Origin of the sequence: Caldithrix abyssi DSM 13497, from assembly GCF_001886815.1 — a bacterium.
Lineage (GTDB): Bacteria > Calditrichota > Calditrichia > Calditrichales > Calditrichaceae > Caldithrix > Caldithrix abyssi.
Map to the genome: position 1 here is coordinate 2696880 of NZ_CP018099.1, position 16961 is coordinate 2713840.

Annotated in this window: 11 protein-coding genes; 3 read left to right on the top strand and 8 right to left on the bottom strand. The window is 44.9% G+C overall.

The window, feature by feature from the left end; translation table 11 throughout:
• Positions 1-61: 61 nt before the first annotated feature.
• Positions 62-241, bottom strand: coding sequence for a hypothetical protein (locus Cabys_RS10510; protein ID WP_006930384.1), 180 nt, complete (start codon positions 239-241; stop codon positions 62-64).
• Between the two features lie 12 nt (positions 242-253).
• A complete protein-coding gene (locus Cabys_RS10515) occupies positions 254-1615 on the bottom strand; it encodes an alkaline phosphatase (RefSeq protein ID WP_006930386.1) in 1362 nt (453 codons plus the stop codon).
• 145 nt (positions 1616-1760) lie between these two features.
• On the opposite strand from Cabys_RS10515, the gene Cabys_RS10520 reads away from it, so the two are divergent.
• On the top strand, positions 1761-2822 hold the full coding sequence (locus Cabys_RS10520) for a S1 family peptidase (RefSeq protein ID WP_006930388.1): 1062 nt from the start codon (positions 1761-1763) through the stop codon (positions 2820-2822).
• Here Cabys_RS10520 and Cabys_RS10525 read toward each other — a convergent pair.
• From Cabys_RS10525 to Cabys_RS10545, 5 genes are all read right to left on the bottom strand, one after another.
• The gene (locus Cabys_RS10525; protein WP_006930390.1) at positions 2803-3516 is read right to left on the bottom strand and encodes a DUF2459 domain-containing protein; all 714 of its coding nucleotides are present in this window, start codon (positions 3514-3516) and stop codon (positions 2803-2805) included. The genes Cabys_RS10520 and Cabys_RS10525 overlap by 20 nt on opposite strands.
• A 502-nt stretch (positions 3517-4018) precedes the next feature.
• Positions 4019-6541 carry a CotH kinase family protein gene (locus Cabys_RS10530; RefSeq protein WP_006930392.1) on the bottom strand — a complete coding sequence of 841 codons (2523 nt, stop codon included), beginning with the start codon at positions 6539-6541 and terminating at the stop codon, positions 4019-4021.
• Positions 6542-6679: 138 nt separating this feature from the next.
• Complete coding sequence (locus Cabys_RS10535) at positions 6680-8587, bottom strand: sodium:solute symporter family protein (protein ID WP_006930393.1); 1908 nt, start codon at positions 8585-8587, stop codon at positions 6680-6682.
• Between the two features lie 325 nt (positions 8588-8912).
• The gene (ftcD, locus tag Cabys_RS10540) at positions 8913-10745 is read right to left on the bottom strand and encodes a glutamate formimidoyltransferase (RefSeq protein ID WP_006930395.1); all 1833 of its coding nucleotides are present in this window, start codon (positions 10743-10745) and stop codon (positions 8913-8915) included.
• 204 nt (positions 10746-10949) lie between these two features.
• Positions 10950-11696, bottom strand: coding sequence for a golvesin C-terminal-like domain-containing protein (locus Cabys_RS10545; protein WP_081475107.1), 747 nt, complete (start codon positions 11694-11696; stop codon positions 10950-10952).
• 132 nt (positions 11697-11828) lie between these two features.
• On the opposite strand from Cabys_RS10545, the gene Cabys_RS10550 reads away from it, so the two are divergent.
• Entirely contained in the window at positions 11829-13490 is a 1662-nt protein-coding gene (locus tag Cabys_RS10550) for an IS1634 family transposase (RefSeq protein ID WP_006928599.1), read from the top strand.
• A 57-nt stretch (positions 13491-13547) separates the two neighbouring features.
• Here the strand turns inward: Cabys_RS10550 and Cabys_RS10555 are convergent, their stop codons facing one another.
• Positions 13548-15569, bottom strand: coding sequence for an Ig-like domain-containing protein (locus tag Cabys_RS10555; RefSeq protein ID WP_006930400.1), 2022 nt, complete (start codon positions 15567-15569; stop codon positions 13548-13550).
• A 610-nt stretch (positions 15570-16179) separates the two neighbouring features.
• On the opposite strand from Cabys_RS10555, the gene Cabys_RS10560 reads away from it, so the two are divergent.
• On the top strand, positions 16180-16935 hold the full coding sequence (locus tag Cabys_RS10560; RefSeq protein WP_006930402.1) for an SDR family oxidoreductase: 756 nt from the start codon (positions 16180-16182) through the stop codon (positions 16933-16935).
• Positions 16936-16961: the final 26 nt, after the last annotated feature.

The following is a 16961-nucleotide window of genomic DNA, read 5'->3' on the forward strand; positions in this document are numbered from 1 at the left end:
CGTAAAGGGACGGTAAAATCATCCTTTTACGGCCATGTGATTCAAATTATGGAGCTCGCTATCATTCTTTTTCAGCTTCGGCTTTAATCTTTTCGGCCGTTTCGCGGTAGTAGTAACTGCAGTTGCCTTTTTTTACGTCCGGCTCCAGATTTAACTTTTTAATGATCTCTTTTATTTTCTTTTGAGGCAGGCCAAACTCTTTGGCTATTTTACCGGCTGTCAATAATTCCTGATCGGCCATTTTCTCCTCCTTTCATTTATTGAAAAAACTTTTTAATACTTTTCCGACATCGCTGTTATCGATAAACTTGCCGCGCACAGGATCCGTTCCATCGACTTCACCTTCAAACAGGCCGCTACCCTGCCCTTTTGCGAAGAAGGGGATCAATGAATTGGTATGGCCATGGCTATGAAACTCCATGTCGGGCATTTTGCCTTTACCATTGTTTTTTAGCGCCGGCCACACCTCTTCGACGCTGAAAGCAGTCGAGCCGTCGTACTCTGTTTTTGCGCCGGGGCCGGTTAAGTAGCCGGTTTCGTGGTCTCCGGTGACAATGATCAGCGTTTCGTCCCAGTTGCTGTTTTTTTCCACCCATTCAATGGCGGCCTGCACAGCCTTATCGAAGTCCAGTTTCTCTTCAATCAGGCGACCGGGGGCGTTTGCGTGTCCTGCCCAGTCAATGGCGCCGCCTTCAACCATCAAAAAGAAACCGTCTGGATCGTCATCCAGCACGTTAATGGCGGCTTGCGTCATCGTTCTTAAATCGGGCAGGCCCTTATTAAAAGGTACGGTAAAGGCGTCGGCGCTTTTGTCTCCGGCTCTGTTGAACTGTAAGGTCGAGATCACTTTGGCCAGGCCAAACACTCGTTCGGGCGTTTGACCGCTCACCAGTCCGGCAAAGTCGGCGCTGTCTTCAATAAACGTCCAGTATTCGACGGCGCCATCCCCATCGGCATCATTGCCTATCTTGCCTTGTTTAAGCTCCTGGAATGCAGAATCCGAAATAAATTTGAATACCGGTTCCTGCAGTTTTTGTGCATTGTCATCATATTCCGGATGTCCGGCGCCCATTATGAGATCAATGGTAGATTTAAAGATCATTTCACGGGCAATCTGATGGTAATTTTTTCTGCTCTCATTGTGCGCTACAAATCCGGCCGGCGTGGCATGATTGAACGGCACGGTAGTTACGACGCCAGTTGCCTTGCCCGCTTGCTCTACCACTTCCACAATATTCTGTAAGGGCGTAAAGGTAGAGTCCATTCCCAGAATGCCATTTTTGGTTTTAACGCCCGTGGCCAGAGCCGTTGCCGAAGCCGCCGAATCAGTGGGTTTTTGCAAAACGTAGGCAAAGCTTTTCCACGCCTTTTGCGGTTCGTACAGACCATCCACCGGAAAGGTACTTATAGCAAATTTTATCGGAAAACTTTGATAAACCGCTTTGCCCTTTTCTCCAAATTGATAGTATTCGCCCGCCGCCACCTGGTTAAAACCGCAGCCATCGGCAATAAAAACGATAATATTTTTGGGCTGACGCGCCTCTTGTTTGCAGGAAATCAATACCATCAAAGTCAAAAGCGCCAGCGCGAAAAACTTAAAATTAAATCTAAGCATACATCACTCCTTAAAATTTAATAATCTTTTAAAATAGTAAAATAAGGTCAATGATTCAATGAAAATTGGAATAAAATAAATTTTAGTTTGTTTTATCTATTTTAATTAAATTATTTGTTGTTAATTAATTCAGGATGAAGCTAACATGAGATTATTATTAATTTTTATCACCTTTTCGTTTATTTTTGCCTGCAGCGGGCAAAAACAAACGCTACAACCTATCAAGCCATTAGCTCCAGAGCCGGACGGAAAATATGATTCGGAATTTCCAATACAGCCCACAGCGCCGCACTTGAACCGTTTTGCGCGTTCCATCAAACTGATTTCGACCATGACCTTTTACAAGGCCTATCAATTTCGGTTTGAGGATTACATAACGGAATCCGATTTAAAAAAACCGGATATCCAAAAGCTTTCTACCACGGAATACATTTACCAGCGACCTGCTTCTGGGACGGCCACGCTACTTTCGCAAAACGATCGGGAGTTGATATTTTTAACCTGTAATCACATTGTTAACCATCCAGACACCATCATAACCTACTATTCTAAAAAAGAGAACTCTCGTGAAAAATCGCCTTTTGTTCACTCTATGTCCGTAAAAATTAAAGAGACTATGAACATCGTCGGCATTCAACACGCCAGTCAACCCGTTCTGCTGGCTTTTGAAGAAAAAACCGACCTGGCCATCATCGGCGTTAAACTATCCAGAATCCCTCCTGCTCCATTACCGGTTTTAAACGTACCTTTTGGTAAGGCGGCGCAGCTGGAATGGGGAACCTTTATTTACTTTCTGTCCTATCCTCTGGGCAAGTTGATGTTAAGCCATTCGCTGGTCAGCCAACCCAATCGGGACAGCGCGCACAATTTTTTATTTAATTCATCGCTTACCCGCGGCATTAGCGGCGGTATTGTTTTAGCGCTGCGCGACGGGGTTCCCAATTTTGAGATTGTAGGCATCGTTTCGGCGCTTGGCGCGCAAACGCAGTATTTTTTAAAACCCGATTTAAATCGCGTCTCGTGGATGTTCGACACCTACCAGCCTTACACGGGTGACATTTTTATTGACCAACAGGTGGGGAATAATTCTGGAGTTATCTTCGCGGTTTCCGCGGAAAATATTGTAAATTTTCTTAAAAAGAATAAAAGACGCATCGAAGAACAGGGCTTTGAGTTCCCCGCTAAATTTATTCGCGTTGTTCGATAATAGCCAGACGAATGTTTTTATGGTTCTTCTGTTTCCGGGAAAAATTTTCCAGAACGCGCACCAGAAACGAAGGATACTGATAGATAACGGGCGTCAGAGGCAAATGTGCGGCTTTTAATGCCCTGGCCGTCCAGACATTACAGGTATTGGGGAAAATGTATGTGCCTTTGCTTTTCATAAACCAGCTATCGCCGTACAGTCCGCGATCGATTATGATGAATTTGTGATTTTGGTCGGTCTCAAAAAAGGAACAGACATAATAGATTAGATTTTCAAATTCCTCATCCGTTAAGTAAATGGTGTAATATTTACTCCAGCGATAAAAATGATCGACCGGCACCTTAAATCCGACCAGATGTAAAACGCTGTTGGTTGGCCAGAGTAAAGCTCTAACCGCCAGCAACCAGTTTATGCCTGGACCGCGCGCCTGGTAAAACTGTTCATCCCCCCAACTGATTTCAATAAAACGGTGCTCTTTTAACATGGCAAAATAGGGCAGGTAGTCTTCAGGAATATCTTGAACCGCGACCACCAATCCGGTATGCCAGCCATAATTAAAGATATGGATCGCCTTTTCTCCCGGAAAAACATTACGCTTTTGCAATCTTCTGGAATCTATGGCAATCGTCAGGGAAACCAGAATAACAAAAAGCAGAAAGGCGGCCAGCGCAGTGAGCAAAATCTTTTTCACCATAAGGCTGTCAATCCTTTTTTGATAATTAATGTAATTCGATACGATTTGTAAATCAAGCTTGAATATGAAAATTAAAAGCGCTTAGCTTACATTGAGAAATTAACAGATAATATTGGGGAATTATTCCTTGAGCGTCTAAATTTTTCTTTGCAATTTAAATACAAGAAAAAAGAGTTTGCGCCAGAAAATCAGGAGAGTATGGCGGCTGCCCATAATAAATTGATGAAATTAACTGCCATGAAAACAAAGGACTGGCCGAAAAAGCCCACAAGACAGACTTTTTTGTAATGTGTGAGCCGTAATGGGTGTTTGAAGAAATTGGTTTGCACGGCATGTGTTTCATGCCATCATGAGAATATATTGGTACAAGATAGAGAGGCCCGGGGCAACGCCCCGGGCTTCATTCTCCTTCGCCGTCGGAAACAAAAGTGCGTCTTCTTCCATACCACAAACAAACGACAGAAACGAAACTTTTTGGCGTGCGACCATTTTTCTTCATGATTCACTTTAACAACATTATTTTTGAAATTTGTTTTACCGCTGCTCTACCTTTCAGCTCCACAAAATAAACGCCGCTGGCCATGTCCTCCATTGGCAAACGAATGTGGTGCAGACCGGCATTAAGTAAAATCTTCTTTTTAAAGACTTTGATTTTTCTACCTCGCAGATCATACAACGAAATCTGAAAGTAATCCGTTACGGCCGTTGTTATTTCCAGCGTGGTGCTGCTATTAAAGGGATTGGGGAAATTCCTCAGTAAAACAAATTTTTGCGGCGTCCGTGGTGGCCCTGGTAAGGTGCTTAACATGCTCTTTAATTTTAACAATCCCAGCCCATTACTGTCTTCCCACCAGCCGATTTTAGAATCGCGTCTGCCGCCGTCATCGTCATCATTTATTTGAAGATCGAAAGCAATAAGTTGTCCTTCAGCCGGTTCTTTCCTTAAGGTTTTCCAGGGGATGGCCAGTTCTGCAAAATAACCGTCATCCAGCATTTTAACACCGTACACAATCCCTTCCACCGCCTGCTGCTCCGTTTCAACAAACTGTGAATCCTGAAAGGTAAAACGGTAGGTAAATGTATGGGAATAAATGGCGTTCGACTTTCCATAGTTCATATCAAAAAGAAGTTCCAGGCCGTCATCCTGATAAAAGTTTACGCCGGAGTCTCTGATCTTTAAATCGTCAAAGATGCGAACCAGTAAATAAAGATTGACATCGTCCCACAGCATTTTAAATCTGGCGGAAAGGTCTGACTGGTTTTCGATATTATCCATTAACACGTGTTCTACGGATTGCCATGCAACCTGGCGCCACTGATCTTCTTCAAAGGCATCCACATAGATCGCGCCCTCCGTTTTCATAACGATCAGTCCGTCGCTTTCGGTAAAGAGTTCGGTACTGGCTGTAATCTGTGCTTCTTCCAGTGAACGATTCCCTGCAAAATCCCGGCTTTTAATCGTAATATGATACGTTTTGTCATCTTCCAGATCGTACAACGTGACGTTGTTCAGACGTGTCGGTTGCAGGTATTTCCCATCAAGGTAAACATCATAGCCGGCAATGCCCACATTATCAGTGGCGGATTCCCAGGTCAGGGCAATGCTGGAATGGTCAGCCTGCGTAACGGAAATTCGACCGGGTCTTGTGGGCGGTTGCTCATCAAACAACTGAGAATCCATCCAGCTTAAGCGTTCTGCGATCCAGTTTTTCAGATAGTTAATTTCGTCCTCATAGGTTTGCCCGATGAAGTAATTAGGCCAGACGTACTTACCCAGCACATCCCAGCGTTGAAAATTGCGCGCCTGAGCCTCGTTCAATGTATCCACATAACTATCGATCAACTGATAAATGTGCCACAGGGAAAACACATCCTCACGCAGGATTTGATAGCGTTGAATCAGCTTTTTAACGAATATGCTGTCGCTCATTAATTTTTCCCACCAAAAAGGCACCAGAAAAGGATCATTCCAATCCACAAACTGTGGATCTCGATTGATGTCAATTTGCCAGCCAGTAGTTTGATAGCCGTGGTAATAATCGGCATTGCCAAAACCTAAATTAAAGTCCCAGATCGGCCCCATATACAATCGACCGTCTTTGCTGTCCTTATCTTTGTACATAAAGGTGCTTAGCCGGTAGCCATCCACATTCTTACTGATTTCATTTAACAGAAAAAAATCAACAAAAGAATTTAAATTCACCCATCGATAGTAGCCGCTATCGGGATGCATGAAAGTATTCTTAAATAACGAAAGCTCAAAATTAAACATCCAGTTCTGAATGTAGGCTTTTTGCTGACTGACGATTTCATCGGGCTTCGGGTAATGGTATTGAAAAAAGATGCGAAAAGCGCTTTGTGGATAAGGCGGAAAGATTGACTGCCAGCCGTCAACCAGCTCACCGGCGCGCTTATCGATTTTAATGATGTAGCCGCCCGTCAGATCATCGCCGCTAATTTCATCGGCTTTGAGCTTCGAGATATTTACGCGATTCTTATCCCGCTTGATTTTTTCCATCAAAACATAAATGCCGCGGTAATCGCCGTTTAAAACCAGCTCGCAAAACCGCGTCCGGCTGGCGTACTGCCCTATTTCTCGACTCAACTGGTAGATTAACACATTGCGTATTAAAGACTTATCGCTGTATGGCGCGTATAAAATCCAATCGTTTTCCGCTGGCAAGCCGAGTAAAGAAACATTGAGATTCTCACCCGATTCGGTCTGCGTTTCCAGTCTGTATTGCTTTTTTGGAAACATCTGTGAACTGGCGCCGCGCAGTTCAATGGCAATTTTTCCTTCAAAATGGTTAAAGGATTGGTTTAGATAATTTCTTTGATCCGGACCGTTGTAAATAATGCCCATGTCAGCCACAATGCGATACTCGTCAGGAATCTCCTGACCATGCGTGTCAATCACCACAATGGGCAAATTAGAAGACTCAAAGGAGACATTCTGTGCCGCCAGAGTTAAGGCTGTGCAAAACAGCGTCGTCAGGACAAGGCCTGTCATTTTCAAAATAGGCATGTTGTTTTTCGCTTTATTTTAATTTAGACTTCTGCAAAATTGCATTGTGTGTCATTTTGATCCAGACGAAGAATCTCCTTTGCAATGAATCCCTTCAGCGACATGAACGCAGTACAAATCCCTCCTTTTTTAAGCGGTTTATCCCGCAACTTTTTCAAATCCCCTTTGTTTCAAATCAAGATAGATCAGCAATCCGGCTCCGGCGCCGATCAATAGAATAACGATTCCTTTAAAATAACTGGCAAACAGGAATTCCCCCAGGCCAAACAAAAACGAATAAACCATCACCACGCCCAGCAGCCAGTCCAAAAACAGGCGTCCAAAACCGCTGTCTCCTTTAACTTCCGGCATCATCTCCTGGATGCGCTTCCAGCCCAGGCCGCCCGGATGCGTTCTTTTGTAAAAAGATTTTAATTTTTCAAGATTAACGGGCCTGGTGAAAAAGGTAACGGCCAGCCAGACTACCGTTGTGCCGAAAACAATAGGATAGAGCGTAATGGGCGATTTTAACCCTAACACATAAACGGAAAATGGATAGATGATTAGCGGCGCAATCATGGCCGAAATTTCTGACCAGGCGTTGATGCGCCACCAGTACCAGCGTAAGATCAACACCGCGCCCATGCCGGCGCTGGCGTTAATGATGAACTCCCACGCCCCGGAGATGGTCGTAAGAAAATATTTGGTGACCAGCAGCGAAAAAACAGTCATAAAAATGATGCCCAGACGCGAAACCACCACGTAGTGTTGTTCTGATGCGCTGGTTCTTATAAAACGCCGGTAAAAATCGTTAATCAAATACGACGTTCCCCAGTTGAGCTGCGAGGCGATGGTGGACATGTAAGCGGCCAGAAAAACGGCGATCAAAAGGCCCAGCAATCCGGGAGGCAGGTAGCGCAGCATCAACTTGGGATACATGACGCCCGGGTCCACGGTGTTCTCGTATTTTTCGTACATGGCTTTAAACTCAGGCGAGTTAAAAACTGGATCTTCCGTTTGCAACAGCGATTTGTTCTGAAAAGCCTGTTCTACTTTAACAAACAGGGCAGGATTTTCCTGACGAATGACATCGGGATTTTGGGCGCGCGGCAGAAGGATCAAAGCAGCCAGCGCTACGATGATCCACGGCCAGGGACGAACGGCATAGTGGGCAATGGTAAACCAGAGTGTGGCAAACAGGCTGTGCTTTTCGTCTTTGGCCGACATCATGCGTTGCGCCACATAACCGCCGCCGCCCGGATCGGCGCCCGGATACCAGGTTGACCACCACTGCAGGCCTATGTGGGCGAAAAAAGCGCCCACCGTAAGCGCCAACGCCCCGCCGGTAATGCCCGTGGCGCTGACCTCCCCAATCTTTGGAAAAAAATTGATGATTTGCGGATTAAGCTTTTCTTTTAAGGACGCCATGCCGCCCACCTGCGGAAGCTGCACTAAAATCACGGCCAGCACAATACAGCCAATCATGGCAAAGACAAACTGAAAACTATCCGTTCTGGCCGTGCCCAGTAAACCGGAAGCCGACGCGTAAACGGCAATGATCGAAGCAGAAAGCACCACCAGTAAAAAAGCATTGAATTCGGGCAAAACGACGGAAAAAATCTTTTCCATGGCCTTATTGACCCAGCCCATAACGATGGCGTTCATAAAAAGGCCCAGATAAATGGCCCGGAAACCGCGCAAAACCGCAGCCGGCCTGCCGTCGTAACGCAGCTCAACAAATTCCAGATCGGTCATAATTCCCGCCCGGCGCCATAGGCGGGCAAAAAAGAAAACCGTCAACATGCCGCCAATGGCCAGATTCCACCACAGCCAGTTACCTGCAATGCCGTTGCGCGCTACAAGCTCCGTAACCGCCAGAGGCGTATCGGCCGCAAAGGTAGTGGCCACCATGGCTGTTCCAGCAAGATACCAGGGCAGGTTGCGACCGGAGAGAAAAAAATTGCCTGTGCTCTCCCCCGCTTTCTTTGTGTAATAAGCCGCAATCGCAAAAATAATTAGAAAAAAGGCAAAAATAACGGTTAGGTCTAACCAGTTAAGATGTTGCATAACTCCTGACTCCTTTGTAGAAATTCGCAATCAAGAATCTGTTGCAGTGAAGATAAGGTTTTTTACAAATCCATGCACATTTTTGTTTGTTCTCAAAATAAATTAACCGCTAATCTGAGGCAGCGCTGCCGCAACAAAAAACTTCGGTGGAGACGGTTTTGGCAGTAAAAAAAACGGTAGAGTAGAAAATCACTTTGCGCGCGTTGCGGTTGGTTTTGGTTGCGGCTCTGCCGCATGAGAACAACCGGCGGAAATAATTCAGAAAAATGGCGCCATAAAGAACCTGGCGCCATTTTTTTAAAAATCCGTATTTTTGATCTTTATTCTATTTGATTTTTTCTTCTACTCTGGACAGAATACGATCCCGCAGCTCAGCCGCTTCCTTTTCCAGCTTGCGGCAGGTCTCTTTCATTTCTTTGACGAACTGCTGATCTTCAATTTGTCCGAGATTAATCAAAACGTTAAACACGCCGCCTTTAACGCCGTTAAAAGCCATCAGCGCGCCAACGCCCACATCGGTAATGGAATTGGGATTTCCGTACTTGACCACGGTTTCCGCCACTTTTAAGGCTTCCAGGCTCTGTCTGGCAGTTTCCAGCGGCACATGAACGGCCTGTTTTAGTCCTGCCTGTTCGGCCTGGTGTTTAATCTTCTTTTCTTCAGCCGTTTTAGAAGGCAGGCGACGCGCTTCCATATATGCGTTAAAGGCATTGGTATCGGCATCGATGCCGGCGGCCAGTTTAAACTTAATCTCCTGCGCTTTTTCGGCCGCTTCATTCAAAATTTCGTCAACCGCTTCGCTGCCCCGCTTATTAGCCGTTAAATTGGAAACCATGGAAGCCAGCGCGGCGCCCAGGCTTCCGCTTAACGCGGCAATGGAACCGCCGCCCGGTGCCGGGGACTCGCGCGAAACTTCATCAATGAAATCGGCAACTTTCATCTGAACTAACGGTTGATTCAGATCTTCCGGCAGACCCAGAACGCGTTCTTCTATTTTAAAATCGCTCACATCGCGTAAACCCAGCGATTGAATCGCAGTTTCCAGAATATCACGGATGGGGATGCCTAAGCTTCGGCCCTGCTGTTGAAGGTAAAATTTACCGGTTTCCAGCAACGCCGGATACGGCACCAGCCCCACAATTTCGCTGCCGGTAACCACCAGACCGCGTTCGGCAGCCAGTCGGCGCGTCTCTTCCAGCACATGATGCATGGAAGTTACTTTGTAATTGGTTAAGTTGATGGAAATCTGAGCGCGGTCATATTCCGGAACCAGCCAGCCAATGGCCTTACAGTGTTTGAACTTCCCCGGCTTTTTGACCGACTGCCCTTCCGGATGTTTGGGATCGATGCCATTGAGCTTTAAAAGATGAGGTAAATCGTAATGATGAATATCTTTACAATGCCGGATCGTTTCGTCCATGGTTTTGCCCACGAAATCGCAACTTCCGCAGGGATAATGGCCTTCGCGGTATTTAAGAATTTCACGTCCTTTAAAATAAAATGGACGAATGTTGCCGCGGCGCACCGAACGGCCCCTTTCGCGTAGCTCAAAAGCGATGTCGGTAGCATACTTGGCTTCGCGTGTATTTAGATTGATATTGTAGGCGATTAAGAATTCTCTCACGCCGATCACCGTGGCGCCGGCCTGAGGATTGAATTCCGCCGGTCCAAAGTCCGGCTTCCACTCTGGATCTTTTAATTTTTCGGCCAGACCTTCGTACTCGCCCTGTCGAATAATCGCCAGATTCTGCCGCTCGGGTCGTGTGGCAGATTTTTCGTAAAGATAAACCGGAATGCCCAGTTCCTCGCCAACGCGTCTGGCAACTTCCTTAGATAGTTCAACGCACTCTTCCACCGTAATTCCGCTAACGGGAACAAAGGGACAGACGTCCGTTGCGCCCATCCTGGGATGCGAGCCCTTATGTTTGCGCATGTCAATCAGTTCCGCCGCCTTTTTGATGGCCCGGAATGCGGCTTCTTTTACGCCTTCCGGAGAGCCGACAAACGTCACAACCGTGCGGTTCATCTCCGCGCCCGGATCCACATCCAGCAATCTTACGCCTTCTACCGATTTAATTTCACTGGTAATTTGATTAATCACATCCATGTTGCGACCTTCGGAAAAATTCGGTACGCATTCGACTAATGCTTTGCTCATAATAACCTCATCGCTTTGACCTACTTTTTCTGGCTAAAGACTGTAAGTTACAAAAAGTTTTAATAAGACTAAAGAAAAAATGCGGTTGACTGAAGAACGCAAAATTATTTTCAGACTCATTCTCTGCGCTTCAGTTCTTCCAAAATAGAGTAAATTTTGTTCTCTTTACGTCCTCTATGGCTCTTTAAGGTCAAATAAATCGCTTTACTTCAACAAGATCATTTTCTTCATCTGTGTAAAATTAGGCGTACGCAGGCTGTAATAATAAATGCCGGAACTTACCGTCTGCCCCGATTGGTTTCGACCGTCCCAGATTATTCGGTGAACGCCTGCCGGCGCCTCTCCATCCAATAAAGTTTTAATGTGTTTTCCTAATAGATTGTACACATTGAGCTGAACGCGCTCCCTTTGCGGCAGATTGAAACGGATGGTTGTGGATGCATTGAAAGGATTGGGGAAATTCTGCGATAGCCGGTATGTTTCCGGAATTTGTTCATCCGTTTCATCCGCAATGTCCGTAACTTCCCGTATCAACAAAAACTTTACGGCATCGGCGCGTAGCACCGCCCCCTGCGTACTTTTGCCCGAATCGATGACGCGCACTTCAACCGGTACCTCCTTCGGCAAAGATAGCGTGGTAATAGATTTCCAGTTGCCGCTGCCTTCGTTTTGATCTAAATAGACAGAATCAACCGGCACATTGTCAATACGGATTTCGTAAAGGGCGTGGTTACTGGCATTTTCCGTTTTAGGTACGATTTCAAACAACTCATAAACGCCGCTTTTTTTCAGCGTTGTAAAAAAGCGGGCGTAGGCTGCAGGCGTCCGGTTAAGCCATGCGTAGCGGCTGGTTCCGCCATAACCGTGCGCTACGCTATAAAACCATTCGCCAAATTCCTGGTATTGATCGGCATCTTCATTGTCAACAATTTTAAAACCCCAGTTTGACAGTTAAGGTCAAATTTTTCAAAGCCAAATCAATAAAAACATATAATTAAGTTCCTCTGTTTCAATTTATTTGTAGTCTATGCAGGCGTGCTTTTTTTATTTGCTATCAAATCGTTTTATTATTATATTCATTCTATGTTTGTTAAGGTAAGTCGATCCAAAAGAAATAACAAAGTCCATGAGACTTTACAAATCGCTGAGTCCTACAGAGACTCAAATGGAAAAGTACGCCATCGAATCTTGCTGCATTTAGGCCCTACCGACAAATTCATCAAAAAAGACGTAGACACGCTTATCAACGGACTTTTAAGGGCTAAGGGGTTAACTTTACAGGACTTAGATAGCAATATTGATAATGTCAAGGCCTTCGGTCAAATCTGGGCGCTTGTCCATTTATGGAAAGAGCTTAAAATGAGCCAGATTATTGCCAGGCAAAAGGAAAAAAGCGGAATAAAGTTTGATCTTGAAGCTCATTTAAAAAGTCTGATATTTAACCGCCTGGATGATCCTTCTTCCAAACTAAAACTACTCACCTGGTTAGAAACCGTTTATATTCCGGGTATCAACAAAGACGACATTCGTTATGAGTATCTTTTAAGAGCGATGGATTTTCTAATAGCTCATAAGGAAAAGATTGAAACCCAACTTGCTAATCGTTTACTAGATCTGTTTAATCAGGATCTAAAGGTTTGTTTTTATGATTTAACATCAAGCTACTTTGAAGCCGAAAACTCATTGGTAGAAGGCGATATTCGTCAGTTTGGTTATAGTCGTGACCACCGCGGAGATAGAGAACAGATCGTAATTGGCGTGGTGATGACCGGAGATGGTATTCCTATAGCCCATTACGTCTTCCCTGGCAATAAGGCTGATCGCTCTACCTTGCAAGAGATGCTCAATGATATTCGCAGGCGATTTAAGGTAAAAGATATCCAGCTGGTGGCAGACAAAGGTTTATTAAGCAATGACAATCTCTGGCATTTAATCCAACAAGGTTATGAGTTTATTCTTGGAGAGAGTGTTCGTCAGAGCAAGGATGCCAAATCGGTTATAAAAGAAGCCAATGCGCATAAAGAGGCGACTGGTGAGACGATCTATGAGCGCCTAACGGAGCGTGAAATCAAGTCAAAAGATGGTAAAAAGGAAAAGATAAAACTTCGTTATGTGGCCAGTTACAATGCCGCCACGGCATTAAAGCGCTATAAAAATCGCATCAATCGTATTAATGAATTTTTAGAGCTGTCAGAAGAGATTAAGAAAAAGGAAATAAACACAGAAGATAAATATCATCAAATAAAGAGTGTATTATCAAGAAAACGTTTAAGTCGTTTCTTTAATGTTGAATTAACAGAAGATACGATAGAGATTCATAAGCAAGATGAGGTATTATCAGAAGAAGAAAAGAGCGACGGTTGGTTTATAGTGATAAGCAATGCTCATGACCTGAGTAAATCAGAACTCATAGCGCGCTATAAAGATTTAAAATATGTGGAGCATGGTTTTTACGAATTAAAGCATAGTTTGAATTTACGTCCCAATTTTCATTGGACAGAGAAGCGTATCAGGGCTCATGTGATGGTATGTTTTCTTGCATTCCAGATGGCAGTATTGTTTGAGAAGCGTTTGAGTGGCATAAAATTAAGTTGGCAGCGTGCTATGGAGAGCCTGCGTCGAGTCGTGGTTGTAGAATGGGAAAATGAAGGGAGACGTCGAAAAGGTTTATCCAGAGTGCATGTCGAACAGTTGGAAATATTTCAGGAGATAGGCAGCAGCAAACCAACGCTTTTATCTTTGTAGTGACAACTTAACGAAAATGAAATTAAACTAACTTAATAATAATAAAGGAATTATGTGTCATACAACTGTCAAACTCAAGTTAAAATAATTTTCAACCTTTGCTCTAACAGGCAATTGAAGGAGCGGCTTTTTGGGATCGTTACTTTCAATGGTCAGCGTATCTGAAAAATCACCCTTTTGTTCGCTGAAGAATTTAATGGGAATGGTAAGCTCGGACATGGGATTGATTGTTAAAGGCATAGACGCTTCAACAATGATGCGCTCAGAGTGTGATTTAAAAGCGGTCACTGTCAAAATTTCGCGTCCAATATTAGTCAATTCTAAATCAATTTGCGCGGTATCGCCCCAGCTTATTTCACCAAAATCGAGCCGCTCCATTGAAAGACGTAAATCGCGATCTCTGACCAGGGCCGAAATTTTCAATACATCAGCGACGGCCAGCTTTCCTTCCTGCCCTGCTCCGTTTACTTGTAATTCCACCATTAGTTGGTCGCCGGCTTGCACGAAAAGCGTTTTTAAAAACTGCCATTCGTTAGATTTTAAAAATTGAAAAGAGATGGTATCCTGAATTTGATCATTTAAATAAATTAGGTAGCTAAAATTTCCCGCCTTGTTTTCCACCGCCGGAATTTGCACGAAAAGATTGTAGTAAGCCTGCTGCTCAAACGTATGGTGCCATGCGGCGCTCACAGAATCGTTGGCGTTCAGCGGGCAGATCAGAGCATCCGTGCCCCATGGCGCGCCATCAGCGTATGGTTGCCAGCTACCCGTTACCATTGAAAAATTCTCATCCAGGTTGTCAATAAAAACATCATCGGGTAAATACTGAATGTAGCGCAGGGTCTGATTCCCAAACGTATCGCACACGGCAACGCCCGCTTTGGCCAGCATTTCTCTTTTTACAGGAGACATGGTGCGCCAGGTGTTGATTCCAATCGGCTCACATTCAAGCCGCTGATAGTCTTCGTACACGTCTTTAACCGCCACAAAGGGCGCCTTCTGGAAAATTTTTTCGTGCGAACGAATTTTAAAATAGACTTCATCGCCCACTATTTCTTCCGTAAATTCGATCTCGGGTTGTTGAAAATCCTGACTCTGGCGCCAGCGTTGCATGGCTTCGACGGCCGTACAATAATAGAATTTGACGTCCGGATACTTGCTCAGGCGTGCGTGCAGTACACTGTCAATCTTCTCAATATTACTGATGAAGTTGGATTCGGGTAAATGTCCCCAGAAGCAGGCCACCTGATCCTGGCCCTGCTGCGCAGCTGCAAAAACGGTGTCGATCAAATCGTATTTTAATACTTTGAAAAAATGCGCCGAACGCACATTCCAGCCCGGCCCATCGCCTGGCAGCTGGTAATTTTCTCTGGAAGGCCGATACGGAACAAAGGCCGAAGGCGCCTGCGACCAGTCGTAGTTGTTGTCAATCGGTTCTTCCGTATCAATATGCTTTGCCGGGTAGTCGTTGTGTAAACTGTAAGGTAGAATGTAGTCATCCAGATAGCGCTGCCATTCGTTATCCATGTAATGCCAGCCGCTGCGGAACGATACCGGAAAGACCTGTTCTTCTAACAAAAACTGGGCAAGAGTGTAGTTAAAATCATCAAAGCAATCCATAAAGGTTTTAGATTGGTTCCAGTAATAACGACCGTCGCCGTCAAAATCATACCATTTAAAGGTATGGTAATGCAGCGATAATTCGTCGCCGTTTGCCGCAATATTTTGACCGTGGTACTTTTTCATCAAATACATGGTCATGGTATTGGGCACGGGCACATTTTGATTGGTGGCATGGCGAAAGATGTTTCCGGCCATCATCCACCAGGTCATCTTTAAAGGTGTTCCGTCTGAATCCACCAGACGCGCCCTTAAAGCCGGATCCATGATTTTGTAGGCGTTTTTTTGCGGATTGACGTACAGATCAATATTGTAGAAATTATTGAAATTTCCGGTATTCATTCCATCCCAAATGGCCGTATCCGAGCCAATGACCAGATAAACGTTGGCTGCTGTTGATAAAGAATTTTGCAATAAAAAGAAAAAAAAGAAGGCGAGTTTAAAAAAGGCTTTGATCATTGAACCGTTCCTTTTTGATTAGTACAAGCAATAAAATAAACTATACCGATCAAAATACAAATTTTTTTCTTCGATTATTGGCGTAATCTGCAAGAAAATTACTTTGAGCGCGTTGCGATTAATTTTGGTTGCGGCTCTTCTGCTGCTCTGGTTAATTAGTTGAATGGTTGAATGGGCGCCGGCCTGTCAATCTGAACGGAGCGCCAGCTTCAGTCTCGAGAAATCGGGACGGAGTGAAGAAGCTATACAGTTGAATGGTTAAATAAAATTAGCCGGCGCTAACGTCCAGCACACCGTCGGAGAAAATCCTCACCTGCTATCCTCTCCCAAACTTTTATTATGGGAGAGGTGGTGCAGGGGGTGAGGGTTATTCCAGGAACAAAGAGCCGGTGAGCATTACTTTAGTACAACCGAAATAAACCTCGCCGGAAAATATAGGGACACAAATCCTTCGCCCTTACAAATACGATCATTCCTCATCTTTTTTCCTGAGATGAAGAAGATGTTTATCCTTAATTTTCCGTCCTTCCGGTTCAGAATTTGATTTGTGCGTGATGCGAAAATTTCTTTTATTAAGAAAAATTAAATTCTAAAAAGTAACGGAGGAACAATGGCCAACCAAAGCGCATTAATCACTGGCGCCGCCAGGGGGATCGGAAAATGCATCGCTTACACGCTTCTGAAAAACGACTTTACGGTAGGTTTAATGGATATGGATGGGGAAAATCTGGCATTAACCCTGAAAGATTTTTCGACACCGGGCAAAGCGTTTGCTTACCATGGGGATGTTGGCGACGAAAATTTCGTTAAAAAAACCATCGTACATTTTACGCAGCAGACGGGTCGAATTAACGCTGTAATTAATAATGCAGCCATCGCCATAAATAAAGATATTGCTTCTCTGTCTCTGGAAGAATGGCGGCGCGTAATTGAAACCAACCTGACCTCGGCTTTTTTGATGGTCAAACACGCCTCTCCCTATCTAAAACAAAGCCGCGGCAGCATTATTAACATTGCCTCCACACGCGCTTTAATGTCCGAAGCGCACACCGAGGCTTACTCCGCTTCAAAAGGCGGGCTTTTAAGCTTAACTCATGCCCTGGCGATCAGCCTGGGACCGGAAGTAAAAGTTAACGCCATTAGCCCGGGCTGGATTGATACGCGTTACTGGGTAAACAAAGACCCGGCAGACTTTCCGCCGCTTGACGAACAAGATCATGCACAGCATCCGGCCGGTCGCGTTGGCAGGCCGGAAGATATCGCCAGCATGGTTCTATACCTGCTTCGACCGGAAAATGATTTTATCACCGGCGCCAATTTTGTCATCGATGGCGGCATGACACGCAAAATGATTTATGCGGAGTAATCTTCAAACTTTTTGATGACGTGGAT